The organism is Mesorhizobium amorphae CCNWGS0123 (assembly GCF_001686985.1).
Classification (GTDB): Bacteria; Pseudomonadota; Alphaproteobacteria; order Rhizobiales; family Rhizobiaceae; genus Mesorhizobium; species Mesorhizobium amorphae.
Genome location: NZ_CP015318.1, coordinates 3,349,319 through 3,365,424, shown reverse-complemented (window position 1 = coordinate 3,365,424; position 16,106 = coordinate 3,349,319). Strand labels below are relative to the sequence as shown.

The 16,106-nt window shown below is 63.8% G+C and carries 14 protein-coding genes; 5 read left to right on the top strand and 9 right to left on the bottom strand.

Annotated features, from left to right (window positions below; genetic code table 11):
• Nucleotides 1-10 precede the first annotated feature (10 nt).
• Together ppx and A6B35_RS15770 are read right to left on the bottom strand one after the other, a co-directional pair.
• Nucleotides 11-1,543, bottom strand: a complete 1,533-nt coding sequence (gene ppx, locus A6B35_RS15775) for an exopolyphosphatase (protein WP_006200487.1) — start codon at nt 1,541-1,543, stop codon at nt 11-13.
• Nucleotides 1,540-3,741 carry an RNA degradosome polyphosphate kinase gene (locus tag A6B35_RS15770; RefSeq protein ID WP_006200488.1) on the bottom strand — a complete coding sequence of 734 codons (2,202 nt, stop codon included), beginning with the start codon at nt 3,739-3,741 and terminating at the stop codon, nt 1,540-1,542. The genes ppx and A6B35_RS15770 overlap by 4 nt, the downstream gene beginning before the upstream one ends.
• A 167-nt stretch (nt 3,742-3,908) precedes the next feature.
• On the opposite strand from A6B35_RS15770, the gene A6B35_RS15765 reads away from it, so the two are divergent.
• Both A6B35_RS15765 and A6B35_RS15760 read left to right on the top strand, forming a co-directional pair.
• The gene (locus A6B35_RS15765; RefSeq protein ID WP_006200489.1) at nt 3,909-4,154 is read left to right on the top strand and encodes a zinc-finger domain-containing protein; all 246 of its coding nucleotides are present in this window, start codon (nt 3,909-3,911) and stop codon (nt 4,152-4,154) included.
• Between the two features lie 13 nt (nt 4,155-4,167).
• A complete protein-coding gene (locus A6B35_RS15760) occupies nt 4,168-5,409 on the top strand; it encodes an FAD-dependent monooxygenase (protein ID WP_006200490.1) in 1,242 nt (413 codons plus the stop codon).
• A 57-nt stretch (nt 5,410-5,466) separates the two neighbouring features.
• On the opposite strand, the gene A6B35_RS15755 is transcribed toward A6B35_RS15760, so the two are convergent.
• The 7 genes from A6B35_RS15755 to A6B35_RS15725 form a co-directional block, all read right to left on the bottom strand.
• Nucleotides 5,467-6,135, bottom strand: coding sequence for a TIGR02117 family protein (locus tag A6B35_RS15755; protein ID WP_040582151.1), 669 nt, complete (start codon nt 6,133-6,135; stop codon nt 5,467-5,469).
• 111 nt (nt 6,136-6,246) lie between these two features.
• Complete coding sequence (locus tag A6B35_RS15750; protein WP_006200492.1) at nt 6,247-6,996, bottom strand: amino acid ABC transporter ATP-binding protein; 750 nt, start codon at nt 6,994-6,996, stop codon at nt 6,247-6,249.
• Between the two features lie 75 nt (nt 6,997-7,071).
• Nucleotides 7,072-8,229, bottom strand: a complete 1,158-nt coding sequence (locus A6B35_RS15745; protein WP_006200493.1) for an amino acid ABC transporter permease — start codon at nt 8,227-8,229, stop codon at nt 7,072-7,074.
• Nucleotides 8,230-8,233: 4 nt separating this feature from the next.
• Complete coding sequence (locus tag A6B35_RS15740) at nt 8,234-9,421, bottom strand: amino acid ABC transporter permease (protein ID WP_006200494.1); 1,188 nt, start codon at nt 9,419-9,421, stop codon at nt 8,234-8,236.
• A 64-nt stretch (nt 9,422-9,485) separates the two neighbouring features.
• Nucleotides 9,486-10,514, bottom strand: a complete 1,029-nt coding sequence (locus A6B35_RS15735; RefSeq protein ID WP_006200495.1) for an amino acid ABC transporter substrate-binding protein — start codon at nt 10,512-10,514, stop codon at nt 9,486-9,488.
• A gap of 389 nt (nt 10,515-10,903) precedes the next feature.
• A complete protein-coding gene (locus A6B35_RS15730) occupies nt 10,904-11,761 on the bottom strand; it encodes a DUF2182 domain-containing protein (RefSeq protein ID WP_006200496.1) in 858 nt (285 codons plus the stop codon).
• Between the two features lie 9 nt (nt 11,762-11,770).
• Complete coding sequence (locus tag A6B35_RS15725; protein WP_006200497.1) at nt 11,771-12,406, bottom strand: DUF1326 domain-containing protein; 636 nt, start codon at nt 12,404-12,406, stop codon at nt 11,771-11,773.
• A 357-nt stretch (nt 12,407-12,763) separates the two neighbouring features.
• Between A6B35_RS15725 and A6B35_RS15720 the strand changes: the two genes are divergently transcribed.
• From A6B35_RS15720 to A6B35_RS15710, 3 genes are all read left to right on the top strand, one after another.
• On the top strand, nt 12,764-13,933 hold the full coding sequence (locus A6B35_RS15720) for a cystathionine beta-lyase (RefSeq protein WP_006200498.1): 1,170 nt from the start codon (nt 12,764-12,766) through the stop codon (nt 13,931-13,933).
• A 225-nt stretch (nt 13,934-14,158) separates the two neighbouring features.
• On the top strand, nt 14,159-15,247 hold the full coding sequence (locus A6B35_RS15715) for an HPP family protein (RefSeq protein ID WP_006200499.1): 1,089 nt from the start codon (nt 14,159-14,161) through the stop codon (nt 15,245-15,247).
• A gap of 98 nt (nt 15,248-15,345) precedes the next feature.
• Nucleotides 15,346-16,020 carry an RNA polymerase sigma factor gene (locus tag A6B35_RS15710; RefSeq protein ID WP_006200500.1) on the top strand — a complete coding sequence of 225 codons (675 nt, stop codon included), beginning with the start codon at nt 15,346-15,348 and terminating at the stop codon, nt 16,018-16,020.
• Nucleotides 16,021-16,106 lie beyond the last annotated feature (86 nt).

Genomic DNA, 16,106 nt, shown 5'->3' with positions numbered 1-16,106 from the left:
GGCTGACGACCTATTTCACCGAAACGCTCGGCCCGCCCTCAACCGCCAGCACCAGCCGGCGTCCGGTGACCCTTGCCAGTTGCGCCAGGCGTCCGGCCGGCCGCTCGCCGTAGAGATCGGCCAGCGCGGCCGGCAACACCAGCGCCAGCCCACCATTGGGGCGGGGCTCCCATTTCAGCCTGGGCATGACGCCCGGCATCGCCGCCGTCAGCAAATAGACGACACGCAGCATCGCCGCCAGGGTGCGAGCGCGCTCGAGATAGCGCGGCGTCGCCAGCCCGCGGATTTCCGGCACGGCCTCGTTGAACACGCCCTCGTGGCGGAACAGGCCGACCAGCGCCAGAAAGGCGCGACCGGGATGATCGACGCCGATGAAGGAGGCGTGGGCAATGATGTTGAGCGACTGCTTGCCGCGATATTCGGGGTGAGCGCGCCAGCCGATATCGGCCAGCAGGCAGGCGGCCTGGCGATAGCGCGCCTCGTCCTCGGTTTCGTCGATGCCGAAGGCAGCGAAGGCCTTGCCGGTCCATTCGACCAGCTCGTGCGCGTGGGTGACCGAGCGCGAGCGCAGCCGGGCAAGTTCCTCTGCCGCCGAGATCAGCGGATCGGCTTTCTTCTCGGCCTCGTCCAGCAGCGAATAAAGAAACCCCTCGCGCACGCCGAGCGCCGAGACGACGATCTTCGAGGGCTGCATCGCCGCCATGATCTCCTGCAGCACGACGGCACCATAGGGCAGCAGCGAGCGGCGGTTCTTGGAGACGCCCTCGATGCCCCTGACCTTCTCGATCTCGGCTTTCGTCACCTGCTTGAGGAAGTTCTGGGCACTGTCGGCGCTGATCTCGTAATGATGCATGACGCCGAGCGGATAGTTGGTCATCTCCATGTGCAGGCGGGCCAGGTTTCGCCAGGTGCCGCCGACGGCATAGAAGGCCCTGCCCTGCCCACCCTTGAGCAGCTTTGCCCGTGCCAGGTGCTCGCGCGCGATCCTTGCTGCCTGGGCAAGCGAGTTCTTCGCCATGTCCTGCAGGCGCAGGCCGCCGAGCGGCAGCGTGATGCCGTCGCCGATCGCCTCGCCATTGATGTCGATCAGCTCCAGGCTGCCGCCGCCAAGGTCGCCGGCAACGCCATTGGCCGGATGGAAGCCGCAGATGACGCCAAGTGCGGAATAATGCGCCTCCTGGCGGCCGGAGAGCACGCGGATCTCGGTCTTCAGCACGTCCTCGGCGCGGTGGATGAAGTCGGGGCCGTTCACCGCCTCGCGGGCGGCGGCGGTCGCCAGCACATACATGTGCTCGGCGCCGGCCTGGTTCGACAGCGCGCGAAAGCGGCGGAACTCCTCCATCGAGCGGGTGACCGCTTCGGGGTCGAGCTTGCCCGTCGAAACGATGCCGCGGCCGAGGCCAGCCAGCATCTTTTCGTTGAACAGCAAGGTCGGCGAGCGCGCCAGTCCTTCATAAACGACAAGACGGATCGAGTTCGATCCGATGTCGATGATGGACAGCGGTCGGCGATCCTGGAGCCGGCCCTGGGATGTTGAAATCATCCGCCGGTCGCTGCGTTCTTCTTGCGGCGCTTGAACTGTGCGATGCGCTTGGGCGCGTGCGACTTCAGCGCGTCACCCCGTCCGGAAAGGCTCGGATTGGTCATGAAATATTCCTGCGCGTTGAACGGTTCCTCGCCCTCCTCTAGCACGACGCGCCGGGAGGTTCCGTCAGCCAATACGTCGAAACTTTGCTGGTTGTCCATAATGTTGCCCAGCATGATCTGGCCAAGCACCTGTTCATGCACAGTTGGATTGGTGATCGGCACCATGGTCTCGACGCGGCGGTCGAGATTACGCGGCATCAGGTCGGCCGAGGAGATGTAGAGAATTGCCCCGTCCGAGGGCAGGCCATGGCCGTTGCCGAAGCAGTAGATGCGGCTGTGTTCGAGGAAGCGGCCGACGATCGATTTTACCCTGATGTTCTCGGACAGGCCGGGCACCTGCGGCCGCAGGCAGCAGATGCCGCGCACGACCAGATCGATCTCCACGCCGGCACGGCTGGCGTCGTAGAGCGCGTCGATGATGATCGGGTCGACGAGCGAATTCATCTTCATCCAGATGCGGGCCGGACGGCCCTCCAGCGCATGCTGAACCTCGTCCGAGATGTGTTTCAGGATGCGCTTGCGCAGAGTGAAGGGCGAGATCGCCAGCCGCATCTCCTCGGCGGGTTCGGCATAGCCGGTGATGAAATTGAACAGCTGAGCGACGTCGCGGGCGATCGTCGGGTCGGTGGTGAAGAAGGACAGGTCGGTGTAGATGCGCGCGGTGACCGGGTGGTAGTTGCCGGTGCCGAGATGCACGTAGTTGCGCAGCTTGCCGTCCTCGCGCCGCACCACCAGCGACATTTTCGCGTGGGTTTTCAGCTCGAGGAAGCCGAACACCACCTGGACGCCGGCGCGCTCGAGATCGCGGGCCCAGCGGATATTGGCTTCCTCGTCGAAGCGCGCCTTGAGCTCGACAAGTGCGGTCACCGACTTGCCGGCCTCGGCGGCATCGACCAGCGCGCGCACGATCGGGCTGTCGTTGGAGGTGCGGTAGAGCGTCTGCTTGATCGCCACCACTTCCGGATCGGCCATCGCCTGGCGCAGGAACTGCACCACCACGTCGAAGGATTCGTAAGGGTGGTGGACGACGATATCCTTCTCTCGGATGGCGGCGAAACAGTCGCCGCCATGTTCGCGGATGCGCTCGGGAAAGCGCGGATTGTAGGGCATGAATTTGAGGTCATCGCGGGCGACGGCGACGATCTCCGAAATCTGGCTGAGCGCCAGCGGACCGGTCAAGACGCTGATGCGGCTCGAGGAGACGCCAAGCTCGCCGGCGACAAAGTCGCGCAACTCCGGCGGCATCAGCTTGTCGAACTCGATGCGGATGACCGAGCCGCGGCGGCGGCGCTTCAGCGCCGTCTCGAACAGGCGCACCAGATCCTCGGACTCCTCCTCGACCTCGATATCGCTGTCTCGGATGATGCGGAACGTGCCTGAGCCCTTGACCTCGTAGCCGGGGAACAGCTTGCCGATATAGAGGCCGACCGCCTCTTCCAGCGGGATGAAACGGACATGGTTCTTGCGGTCCGGCAGGCGGATGAAGCGCTTCAGCGCCACCGGCAGGCGCAAGAGCGCGCTCATCTCCTCACCATTCTTGCGGTGGCGCAATTGTAGCGCCATCGAGAAGCCGAGATTGGGGATGAACGGGAACGGGTGCGCCGGGTCGATCGACAGCGGGGTGAGCACCGGAAACACCTGGTCCTGGAAATGCTCTTCCAGCCAGGTCTTCTCGTCCCTGGTCAGCCCATCGCGGGTGATGCTCTCGATGCCTTCCTTGTTGAGCAAGAGCATCAGCGCCGAAAGGCTCTTCTGCTGGTCCTCCTGCAGGCGCTCGACCTCGCGCAGCAGTTGTTCCAGCTGCTGCTCAGGCGTGCGGCCGTCAGGGCTCTTCAGCGCAATGCCCTCGCGCACCTGGCCGGCAAGGCCGGCGACGCGGACCATGAAGAACTCGTCGAGATTGGCGGCCGAGATCGACAGGAAGCGGACCCGCTCGAGCAGCGGATGATGCGCGTTCAGCGATTCCTCAAGGACGCGCCGGTTGAACTGCAGCCAGGAGAACTCGCGGTTGACGAAACGATCCGGGTTGCCGCCCTGGGGGCTGGCCTTTTCCACGGTGGTGAATTCGCTCTGTACCGGCTTCAGTTCGTTCATTGTTCCTGCTCTTCCGTGCCAGGTTCCGCCTGGTCGCAAAATGCTCAAGCCGGTTAACCGGCTTAACTTATCCTCTGACAGGCTTTTACGACAGTTTCATTTCATCGATCTTGCAAACAGACGGGTTATGATCCAGATGCAGACGAGACCGAGTTAAGGAGACGACGATGGCAGGCGGTTCCATTCCCCATTTCCAGAACGATGCGGGTCATCCGGCGATCGACATCGGGGTCCGGGAATTCATGTGCACCGGCGCCAACCCGCCCTTCGACCATCCGCATGTGTTCCTCGACATGGGCGACGACAATGAAAAGGTCTGCCCCTATTGCTCGACGCTCTATCGCTATTCGCCAAAGCTGAAGGCAACGGAAACGCAGCCCGCCGGCTGTCTCTACATCGACCAGGCCGCCTGATTCCCTCGACACCATGAGCGACCCGCGGTCCCGGCAGGTCGTCATAGCCGGGGCTGGCATCGCCGGGCTGAGCGCAGCCCTTGCCTTTGCCGCACGCGGCTATCCGGTCAAGCTGTTCGAACAGGCCAAACAGCTCGAAGCGACCGGCGCCGGCATCCAGCTTTCCCCCAACGCAACACGCATCCTGCGCCAACTCGGCGTGCTTGACCGGCTCTCGCCGCACGCGGTGCGGCCGGAAGCGGTCGTGCTGAAGGATGCCGCGACGCTACACGAACTTGCCCGCGTACCGCTCGGGCAGACAGCCGAAAGCCGCTGGGGCGCGCCCTATCTCGTCGCCCACCGCGCCGACCTGCAAGCCGCGCTGATGGCGCAGGTGGCGGAACGGCCGGGGATCGAACTCGTCACCGGCGCCCGCGTCAGCGACGTCGCCACCGGACCGCAAGGCATCGCCGTGACGGCTCTAGCCGACGGCAAGACCGTCGACGCCGAAGGATCGCTGCTGGTCGGCGCCGACGGCGTCTGGTCGCAGGTTCGGGAGCGGTTCCCGGATCACAAGGCGATTTCCGGTAAAAGCCGGTTTTCGGGCGAACTGGCCTGGCGCGCCACGGTGCCGGCCGACAGTGTCGCCGGAAGGGCCTTTGCCGCAGTGGGCGCAACGAACTCGGTCACCACCTTCCTGCATCCCGGTTTCCACCTAGTCGCCTATCCGGTCAGCCGGGGTACTGCCTTCAACCTCGCCGCCTTCACCAAAGGCGAGCGCATCGCCGAGGCCTGGTCGGGCCTTGCCGATCCCGGCCTCCTCACCGAGGCCATGCGCGGCACCGCGCCCGCACTTGCCCGGCTGGCCGAGGAAGCCGGCCCGTGGATGGCCTGGCCGATCCATACGGTCGACCCGAAGCAGCCTTGGACAGCGCCGGACGGCATCGCGCTGATCGGCGACGCCGCGCATGCGATGACGCCCTTCGCGGCGCAGGGCGCGGCGATGGCGATCGAGGACGCCGCGACACTGGCCGACTTCATGGCCGCCGCCCCTGCCGACCTGGCCGGAAGTCTTCAAATCTGGGAAGGCCTGCGACGGTCGCGTGTCGCCAAGGCAGCACGCCGCGGCGCCGTCAACCGCCTTGCCTGGCACGCTGCTGGCCCGGTGGCGTTGGCGCGCAACCTGTTCCTGAAAATGCGGGCGCCGGAGAAGCTCGCGGCGGATTTGGACTGGCTTTATGGGTGGCAAGCGCCGGAGGCTGGCGAACGGCAATGAAAAGCTCGACGGGGGGGCGCGAAGGAATGAGGCGCTGGCGTAAGGCCCAAGGCCCTTTCAATTATAAAGCCGCATCGAAAATCCCAGCGACACCGGCAGCGGGTTCCACCAGCCGGTGCGCAAGCCGGCGGTGCGCAAGGCTGCCGCCGTCCAGGTGTTGCAGCCGACCAGCGCGTTGAAATGTCCGTTGGCCTCGTAGAATCGATCGAAGCGGGAATAGGCGGCATTCTCGATGACGACCGGGCCGTTCGGCCCCTGCTGGAAGCTCGTGGCGATGAAGTCGAGCAAGGCTGCAAAACGCTCCTCGCCGACGTCGAAGCCGGCGACGTCAGGATGCGGCTCGGTGATGGCGCCGGCGATATCGACATGCATCACCGAGGCGTCACGCGTCAGCGCCTTGAGCACCGGCATGGCCTTCAGTTCAGACCAGGTCGGCGTCTCCAGGTAGAAGGCGCGGCCGCCCCAGCCGAAGACGATGTAGCGCACCTCCGGAGCGTCGGCCGGAATGCCGGCATCGGCCAGGAAACGGAAGCGCTGGCGCACATCGTCGTCGACCGGAATGGCGATATCGGTGTGGATCGGATTGTTCAGCACCAGGATGTGACGCGTGCCGGCGGGCGCCGCGGCCGCCGCTCTCCACAGCGGCCGCGGCACCAGCGTGCCAAGTGCTGCGGCAAGCGCAACCGCGACGACCAGCAAGGCCAGAAAGCGCAGGAGTTTTCTCATCAGGCTCTGCGGTCCCATCGCGTTTCAACGCAGGCGATCATTACCTGACCGCCAAAAACGCAAAAAGCCCGGCCGCGATGCGGCCGGGCTTCTCGATCTGTGTCGGATCGGTCAGTGCAGTATCTGCGACAGGAACAGTTTCGTGCGCTCATGGCGCGGGTGGTCGAAGAACTCGGCCGGCGTGTTCTGCTCGACGATCTGGCCCTGGTCCATGAAGATCACCCGGTTGGCGACCTTGCGGGCAAAGCCCATTTCGTGGGTGACGCACAGCATGGTCATGCCTTCTTCGGCGAGGCCCACCATCGTCTCCAGCACTTCCTTGATCATCTCGGGATCGAGCGCCGAGGTCGGCTCGTCGAACAGCATGATGCGCGGGTTCATGCACAGCGAACGCGCGATCGCGACGCGCTGCTGCTGGCCGCCGGACAGCTGGCCCGGATATTTGTTGGCCTGTTCCGGGATCTTGACGCGCTTGAGGAAGTGCATGGCGATTTCCTCGGCCTGCTTCTTCGGCGTCTTGCGCACCCAGATCGGCGCCAGCGTGCAGTTCTCAAGGATGGTCAGGTGCGGGAACAGGTTGAAGTGCTGGAACACCATGCCGACCTCGCGACGCACCTCGTCGATCTTCTTGAGATCGTTGGTGAGTTCCTTGCCGTCGACGATGATCTTGCCCTTCTGGTGCTCCTCCAGCCGGTTGATGCAGCGGATCATGGTCGACTTGCCGGAGCCGGACGGACCGCAGATGACGATGCGCTCGCCGCGCATCACCTTGAGGTTGATGTCCTTCAGCACATGGAACTCGCCATACCATTTGTGCATGCCGATGATGTCGATGGCGACATCGGTGGTGGAGATATGCATCTTGGCGGCGTTGACCTTGATCTCTTCCGCACTGACGGCGTTTTCAGTGGTCATGGCAGGTTCCCTTTTTTGTTCTTAGCGTTTGTGGCCGGTGTCGAGCCGGCGTTCCGTGAACATTGAATAGCGCGACATGCCGAAGCAGAACAGCCAGAAGACGAAGGCGGCGAAGATCAGGCCGGACCGAGCCGTCTGCGGTGTCGCCCAGTTGGCGTCCGAGAAATTCTGCTTCACCACGCCGAGCAGGTCGAACATCGAGATGATCGAAACCAGGCTGGTGTCCTTGAACATTCCGATGAAGGTGTTGACGATGCCCGGAATGACCAGCTTCAGCGCCTGCGGCAGCACGATCAGGTTCATCTTCTGCCAGTAGCCGAGGCCGAGTGAATCGGCGCCTTCATACTGGCCCTTCGGGATTGCCTGCAGTCCGCCGCGCACCACTTCGGCCATGTAGGCTGCGGCAAACAGCGACACGCCGATCAGCGCCCTCAGGAATTTGTCGAAGGTGACACCCTCCGGCAGGAACAGCGGCAGCATGACGCTGGCCATGAACAGGACGGTGATCAGGGGAATACCGCGCACCGTCTCGATGAAGATCACGCACAGCGTCTTGATGATCGGCATTTTCGAGCGCCGGCCAAGCGCCAGTACGATGCCGAGCGGCAGCGAGACGGCGATGCCGACGAAGGACAGGCTGAGCGTCACCAGCAGCCCACCCCACAGCGAGGTCTCGACATGCGGCAGGCCGAACATGCCGCCGATGAGCAGGATGAAAGCCACGACCGGCAACGCACCGAAGAATAGAATGGCGTTCAGCCCCTTGCGCGGTACACGCGGAATGAGCAGCGGCACCAACAGCGCCACGAACAGGATGGCGACGAGGATCGGCCGCCAACGCTCTTCGATCGGATAGCGGCCGAACATGAATTGGCCGAACTTGGCGTTGACGAAGGCCCAGCAGGCGCCGCTCCAGCCATCCGGCTGGATGCCGCCCTGCGCCACAGTGGCGCAAACGGTGCGGTCCGGTCCCGTCCACTGGGCGTTGAGGAAGGCCCAGCTGACGACCTGCGGTACGATCATCACGACAAGCGCAATGCCGATGACGGTCAGGATGGTGTCGCCAACCGAACCGACCAGGTTTGTGCGCACCCAAGCGCCAAGCCCGCGCACCCCGGCCGGGGCCGGTTGCGCCAGCGCCATTTCGGTGCGCACCCAGGATGTGTCGTGTTCCTGCATGGCCCTACCTCTCCACCAGCGCCATTCTGGCGTTGACCACGTTCATGACCGCCGAGGTCACCAGGCTGAGCACGAGGTAAACCACCATCATGATCAGCACGCATTCGATCGCCTGGCCGGTCTGGTTCAGCACGGTGCCGGCTGTCGCCGTCAAATCGGGATAGCCGATGGCGATGGCCAGCGAGGAGTTCTTGGTCAGGTTGAGATACTGGCTGGTCAGCGGCGGGATGACGATGCGCATGGCTTGCGGAACGACGACGAGCCGCAGGATCGACCCTGGCCTTACGCCCAGCGCGCCGGCCGCCTCTGTCTGGCCCTTGCTGACGCCCATGATGCCGGCGCGCACGATCTCGGCAATGAAGGCTGCCGTGTAGCAGGACAGCGCCAGATAGAGCGACAGGAACTCGGGCTTGACCTGGAAGCCACCGGTCAAGTTGAAGGTCGATTGCTTGGGAAAATCAAAGCTCAGCGGAAAGCCGCTCAGCGCATAGGCGAGCACCGGCAGGCCGACGACCAGCGCCAGCGATGTCCAGAACACCGGGAATTGCTGGCCGGTCGCCATCTGCCGCTGATGCGCCTTGCGGGCGACGAACCACGCCATGGCGATGCCGACAAGGAACGCAACCAGGATCAGCCAGGAGCCTTCGCCCCACATGGCGCGCGGAAAATAGAAGCCGCGCTGGTTGAGGAAGGAGCCGAACGGCAGGTGGTAGCTGTCACGCGGCGCCGGCAGCACCGACAGCACGCCGGAATACCAGAAGAAGATGACCAGCAGTGGCGGGATGTTGCGGAACACCTCGACGTAGACCATGCAGATCTTACGGATCAGCCAATTGCGCGACAGCCGGCCGACACCGACGATGAAACCGATGATGGTTGCCGTGACGATGCCTGCTGCGGCCACGATAAGCGTGTTTATGAAGCCGACGACGATCGCCCGGCCATAGGTCGAATCCGATGTGTAAGCGATGGCGCTGTCTGAGATGTCGAAGCCGGCGCGTCCCCTGAGGAAGCCAAAGCCGGATGCAATGTGCAGGCGCTGCAGATTGTCGATGGTATTCTGGACGATCCACCAGACTAGGGCACCCAGTACGACGACCACCACAGCCTGGAAGACAAGACTGCGCACTTTCGGATCATTGATGAAGGAAGCCCGACTTGGCTCCTCGCGAAGAATTTCCTGCGATGCCATGCGACCCGTCCCCTGGAAAGAGAAACCGGAAGGCAGAGGATCTGCCTTCCGGATCACATTTCGATCAGCGGATCGGCGGAGCGTATTGCAGGCCGCCCTTGGTCCACAGCGCGTTGATGCCGCGCGCGATCTTGAGCGGGCTGCCCGAGCCGACATTGCGCTCGAACATTTCGCCGTAATTTCCCACTGCCTTGACGATGTTCACGACCCAGTCGTTGGAGACGCCGAGATCGGTACCGATCTTGGTGTCTGCTTCCTGGCCAAGGACACGCTTGATCTCGGGATTGTCGGAGGTCTTCATCTCCTCGACATTGGCCTTGGTGATGCCGAGTTCCTCTGCCTGCAGGAGCGCGAAATAGGTCCACTTGACGATGTGGTACCACTGATCGTCTCCCTGGCGCACGGCCGGTCCGAGCGGCTCCTTGGAGATGATCTCGGGCAGCACGACATGGTCGGCGGGTGCGCCGAGCGTCAGGCGGATGCCATAGAGGCCCGACTGGTCGGTGGTGTAGACGTCGCAACGGCCGGCGTCATAGGCGGCGTTGACCTCTTCCAGCTTCTCGAAGACGACCGGGTTGTACTCCATCTTGTTCGACTTGAAATAGTCGGCAAGGTTGAGTTCGGTGGTGGTGCCGCTCTGCACGCAGACGGCGGCGCCCGAAAGCTGCAGTGCCGAATTCACGCCCGGCAGCTTCTTGGCGTTGATCATGAAACCCTGGCCGTCATAATAGGTGACGCCGATGAAGTTCAGGCCGAGCGCGGTATCGCGATTGATGGTCCAGGTGGTGTTGCGCGACAGGATGTCGACTTCGCCCGACTGCAGCGCAGTGAAGCGTTCCTTGGCGCTGAGCGGCGTGAACTTGACCTTGGTGCCATCACCGAAGACAGCCCCGGCGACTGCGCGGCAGAAGTCCGCGTCGATGCCTTGCCAGTCACCCTTGTCGTCGGGCGCCGAGAAGCCGGCCAGGCCGGTCGACACGCCGCACTGAATGAAGCCCTTCTGTTTGACGGTGTCGAGCGTGCCGGCCGAAGCGGCCGTAGCCGTCAATCCAAGCGCGGCGGCGCCGAGAATGCCGATTGCAATGTGTTTCATAACCCACAGACCCTTTTCTGTTTTACAGGTGCCCCTGTTTCTCAGGCAAAACCTGATCTTTTCCCGTGCGTGAATACAGCTCCCATTCCGGCCCACTACCGGAACCCCGCATCGCAACCGACGCGCTGCCTCCCATTCACGAACTGCATCGAAGGCGATTATTCCTGTGAGGTCAAGGGAAATGACCGAATTCGAATGCGTTTGAAAACCAATTGCCGCAAATGCCTGAATTGCATACAAGGCCGCCCGCAAATTGGTCAGCACCGCATACAAAGCCGGCAAAGTCCGATCATCGCAAATCCTCGCCGCAGCGGCGAAATCCGAGATCTGGATTTGCTTTGCGTCGCTGGCTTGATCACGCGATGAACCGGAGGACGGGAAACGCCTGTTCAAAGCGCCCGTACGAGCAGCCACGCACCGATTACCGCCATCAGCGCGCCGGAGATGCGCGGAATCAATTGCCCGGTGGGCATGGTCTTTTCGAGAAGAACGAGGATTGCGATGCCGGCAATCCACAGGACGTTCATGACACCGCCGACGAAGAGGAGCGCCATCAGCGCCCAGCAGCAGCCGAGGCAATAGGCGCCGTGCTCGACGCCGAGCCGAAGCGCGCCAAGCGGATAGGAGCGGAAACCGCCATGGCTGCTCAAAAACGCGATCGGCGCCTGGCATTGCCGCAGGCAGACGCCCTTGATCGGGGTCCATTGATAGAGGCCGGCAGCGATCAGAATCACGCCGCCGAAAACCGCACTGTTGGCGGCCATCATCGGGCTGAGCAATGCGAGGCGAGCAAGCAGCCACTGCGCGCCGGTCGCGGCAACGCTGAAGGCAATCCAGACGAGGAGGTAGCCGGTAAAGAACCATGCCGTCGAGGCGATCGGGCGGCCGCCGGCCTTGGCCTTGCGGCCGACGCCGGCGTAGAGCAGCAGCATCGGAGCAACCGACGGCGTCATCATGCCGACCATCATCACGGCCCACATGGTGAAGATGAAGGCGAAGTCGGCCGGCGCCCAGGCGCGGAAACCCGGTGCTGCCGTGGTGCCCATATCCATGCCCGACATGTCCATACCGGACATATCCATGCCGGCCATGTCGCCGCCCGCGACCGGAGCAGTCGCGGCAGGCATGGCCATGTCGGCAGCAAGCCACAAGACATAGGCCCAGGCGAGCCCGGCGATCAGGATGAGCGCGACCGCCACGACCGCACGGTCGCGCCGCAGCACCGCCTCCAGGGCTGTGTCGCTCATCGGGTCAGATCAATGCACGATGCCGCTTTGCGAGAGATGCAAATTGGCAAAATGGCTGTGCGAATCAGCCAGTTCGAATTTGATCGGGCCGGAAGTCTTGGTCCAGCCGCGCCCGACCTCGGCGAGCGCATATTCGAAACCGTGCGTGAGATCGATGCGCGCCCGATGCTCGTTGCCGGTGACGGGATTCTTGATCGGTTCGCCATGGCCCTTGGTCACGCCGGGCACGTCCAGACGAGCCGTTCGGGCATCGATGTCGACCTCGAAGTCTATGGCCGCGAAGATCGGATCGTGGACCGTCTCCAGCGTGGTCGAAAAGACCTGGAATATGGTCGCACCGGGTTCGGTGTCCTCACCGCTGAGAATGCGAAGCAGCGCTGTGCGCTGAGCCTCGGTCGCCCGCTCGTCGATGACCACCGCCGCCTCGCCCTTGCCGTGGTGGATCGCGCCAGGCCAGCGGAAGACCCCGGCAAAGCGCAAGCCATCCAGCTTGGTGTCGCCGTGATAGCCGCTTTCGATTTCCACGCCGACCACAGCCCGGCAGGACCCGTGCGTCGGCAGGGCGTTGAACTGGCAGGGGCAGCCATAGGCGCAGTTGCAGTTGACGAATTCGCGCGCCTTGATCATCCATTTGACGTCAGCCATGACATTGCTCCCCTGTTGCCGCGCTCATGCTCTGTGAGCGCGATATCCGGATTAGGGACCAGGAATGTAACCGGCTACGTCCGGCCGTTCTGATCGGGCAATCCGGCGATAAATATTAGAATTCAAGTATATGCCTTTCGCGGCCACCGACAATAGGCCGATCGGCGGAGACCGGATAGCAGCCGGCGAGGCACTGACCGACACGCTGCCGGAATCCCACGCGAGACCTCACCGCTTTTGCCGCCGTGAATTGGCATATCCGAAGACTGCCGGCTGGCGGGTCTCGGCCGGTTGCGCCGCCGGTGCCGCCGCACTATGGCTAGCGCCCTCCCCACGTGACCAAGGACGACAAGAACAATGGCGAAAGACGGCAGCGAAATGGGCATCAACACGCGGCTTGCCCATTCGGGCAACAACCCGCGCGACTATTTCGGCTTCGTCAATCCGCCTGTCGTGCATGCCTCGACGGTGCTTTATCCCGATGCGGCCTCGATGGCGGCGCGCAGCCAGAAATACACCTATGGCACGCGCGGCACGCCGACCACCGACGCGCTGGCTCTGGCCGTCGACGCGCTGGAAGGCTCGGCCGGCACGATCGTCGTGCCGTCGGGACTGGCGGCCGTGACGATACCGCTGCTCACCTTTGTTTCGGCGGGCGATCACCTGTTGATCGTCGATTCCGTCTATCATCCGACGCGCAATTTCGCCGACACGATGCTGAAGCGGCTGGGTGTCGAGGTCGAGTATTACGATCCGCATGTCGGCGCCGGCATCGCCGCGCTGGTCAAGCCAAACACAAAAGTGGTGTTCACGGAATCGCCTGCCTCCAACACGTTCGAGGTGCAGGACATACCGGCCATCGCCAAGGCGGCGCGTGCGGCCGGCGCCATTGTCATGATGGACAATACCTGGGCGACGCCGCTGTATTTCAAGCCGCTCGACCATGGCGTCGACATCTCGATCCACGCCGCGACCAAGTATCCGGCCGGTCATTCCGACGTGCTGCTCGGTACCGTCTCGGCCAACGAAGCGTGCTGGAAACAGCTCTATGAAGGTTTCTGCACGCTGGGCTGCTGTTCCGGACCGGACGACGTCTATCAGGTGCTGCGCGGCCTGCGCACCATGGGGGTCAGGCTGGAGCATCACCAGAAAAGCGCGCTTGCCATCGCCGCCTGGCTGGAGGGCCAACCAGGCGTAGCGCGCGTGCTGCATCCGGCGCTGCCCAGCCATCCCGACTACGCTGTGTGGAAGCGCGACTTCTGCGGTTCGAGCGGCATCTTCTCCGTCGTGCTCAAAGGCGGCGGACAGAGGCAGCAGCACGCCTTCCTCGACGCGCTGAAAATCTTCGGCCTCGGCTATTCCTGGGGCGGTTATGAGAGCCTTGCAGTGCCGGTCTTCCTCGGCGACCGCAAGATTGCCAAGGGTCCTTATGACGGGCCGCTGATCCGCCTGCAGATCGGGCTCGAGGATGTCGAGGATCTCAAGGCCGATATTAAGCGCGGGCTGGAGGCGGCCGCCGCCATCTGATTCCGACACTTGCCACGGTGAATCGGAAAACCGGTGCAACATCCTGAAAGGAACGGCCGGAAGGCCGTCGCGAGACGGCCCATGTCGCAAAGCCGGGGTTGGCGGACCTTGCGCAATGTTATTTCCGTAATCCGCGATTTTTCGGATTGATTTGGCTTCCAACTTGGCCCGTCCGGCACCATTGCGGGCGCTTCGAGCAGTGCCGCACCCTTTCCAGAGCTTGCCATGGCCTTTCGCCTCTTCGTTCCCATTCTCGCCGGCGCGACGCTGCGCGAACGCCTCATCGCCTGTATCGGCGCGACGATCGGCATTGCGCTGACGGGCGCGATCGGCGGCCTGGTGCTTGGCAACGGCCCGCATGTGCCACTGCTGGTGGCGCCGATGGGCGCTTCCGCCGTGCTGTTGTTCGCCGTGCCGGCAAGCCCGCTGGCGCAGCCGTGGTCGATCATCGGCGGCAATACCATTTCGGCACTGGTCGGTGTGATCGTGGCGCATTTCATCCATGAACCGGCGCTTGCCACCGGCATTGCGGTGGCACTGGCCATCGCCGCCATGTCGTTCGCGCGCTGCCTGCATCCGCCGGGTGGGGCCGCCGCGCTGACGGCCGTGTTCGGTGGACCGGCGGTTACCGCGGCCGGTTTCCTGTTTCCTTTCGTTCCGGTGGCGCTGAACTCGATCGTGCTGGTCGCGCTCGGCTACGGCTTCCACAGGCTATCGCGGCGCAGCTATCCGCATGTCCCGGCCCCTGCCCCGAAAAGCCCGCATGGGACAATCGATCCGCCGCCCCAGGAGCGTGTCGGCTTTCGGCCCGAAGACATCGATGCCGCGCTGGGCGCGCTGCACGAGACCTTCGACATCGACCGCAACGACCTCGAAAGGCTGCTGCGGCAGGTCGAATTGCAGGCGATGGTGCGTACGCACCGGACCTTGCTGTGCGAGGACATCATGTCGCGCGACGTGGTCTCGGTGCATGAGGATGACACCGCCGATCAGGCGCGCCGGCTGCTCCTCGACCACAACATCCGCACCTTGCCTGTCATCGACACCGAGGCAAGGCTGGTCGGCGCTGTCGGGCTGCGCGAGCTGACAAGGGCCACCGATACGGTGAAGGGCGTGATGTCCAAGGCCGGTACGGCTTCGCCCGATACGCCGGCGATGAGCCTGCTTCCCGTGCTGACCGACGGGCGCAGCCATGCCGTGGTCATCGTCGACGGCGAGCGGCATATTCTCGGCCTGATCACCCAGACCGACCTGCTGGCGGCGGCCGCGCGGGTGCAGACCACAGACAAGGCGCTGGCCATGGCTGTAGGATAGCCTTCCGCGCGTGGAAAAGGTCGGGAACCTTTTGCCTGCAGGCGCATCCAATGTCCCGATCAAGCGTTGGAGATCGGGTCGCTATGGGAAAACTCGCAATGCCAGCGGTCGCAGTTTCTGCACCTGACGTCCTGTCCAGCGACATGCAACTGGTGCGCCGCGCACTGGCCCGAGAACCGGATGCCTTCCGCGCCATCATCAAGACGCATAACCAGAAGCTCTACCGCATCGCGCGCGGCGTCGTGCGCAACGACGCCGAGGCGGAGGACATCGTACAGGAGGCCTATGTCAGCGCCTTTGCCAATCTCGGCACCTTTCGTGGCGATGCCTCTTTAACCACCTGGCTGTCGCGCATCGTCATCAACGAGGCGCTCGGGCGCCTGCGCAAGCGGCGGCGTACCGTGGCGATGCCTGAAAACCCGGAAGCGCAGATCATCCGGTTTCCCCTTAACCCAAGCGACGATCCGGAGCGGACGATGGCGCAGCGGCAGATCCTCGGGCTGGTCGAACGGGCGACCGACAGCCTGCCAGACGTCTACCGAACCGTCTTCGTCGCCCGCGTCATCGAGGGCCTGAGCATCGAGGAAACCGCCGACCTGCTCGGCGTGCGGCCCGAGACTGTGAAGACCAGGCTGCACCGGGCGCGTGCTTTGGTGCGCAAGGCGCTGGACGACGAGATCGGCCCGGTGCTGCTCGATGCCTTCCCCTTCGCCGGCCGACGCTGCGAGCGGCTCACCGAGGCGGTGATGAGAAGGCTCGGCCTGGAAGGCTGAGCTTCGCCGTTTCTCGGGAACGTTTGCCGTCGGCCCGCATCCAATCATCGTCAACCGAAAACGAAGTCCGGTGCGATTGCGCATCC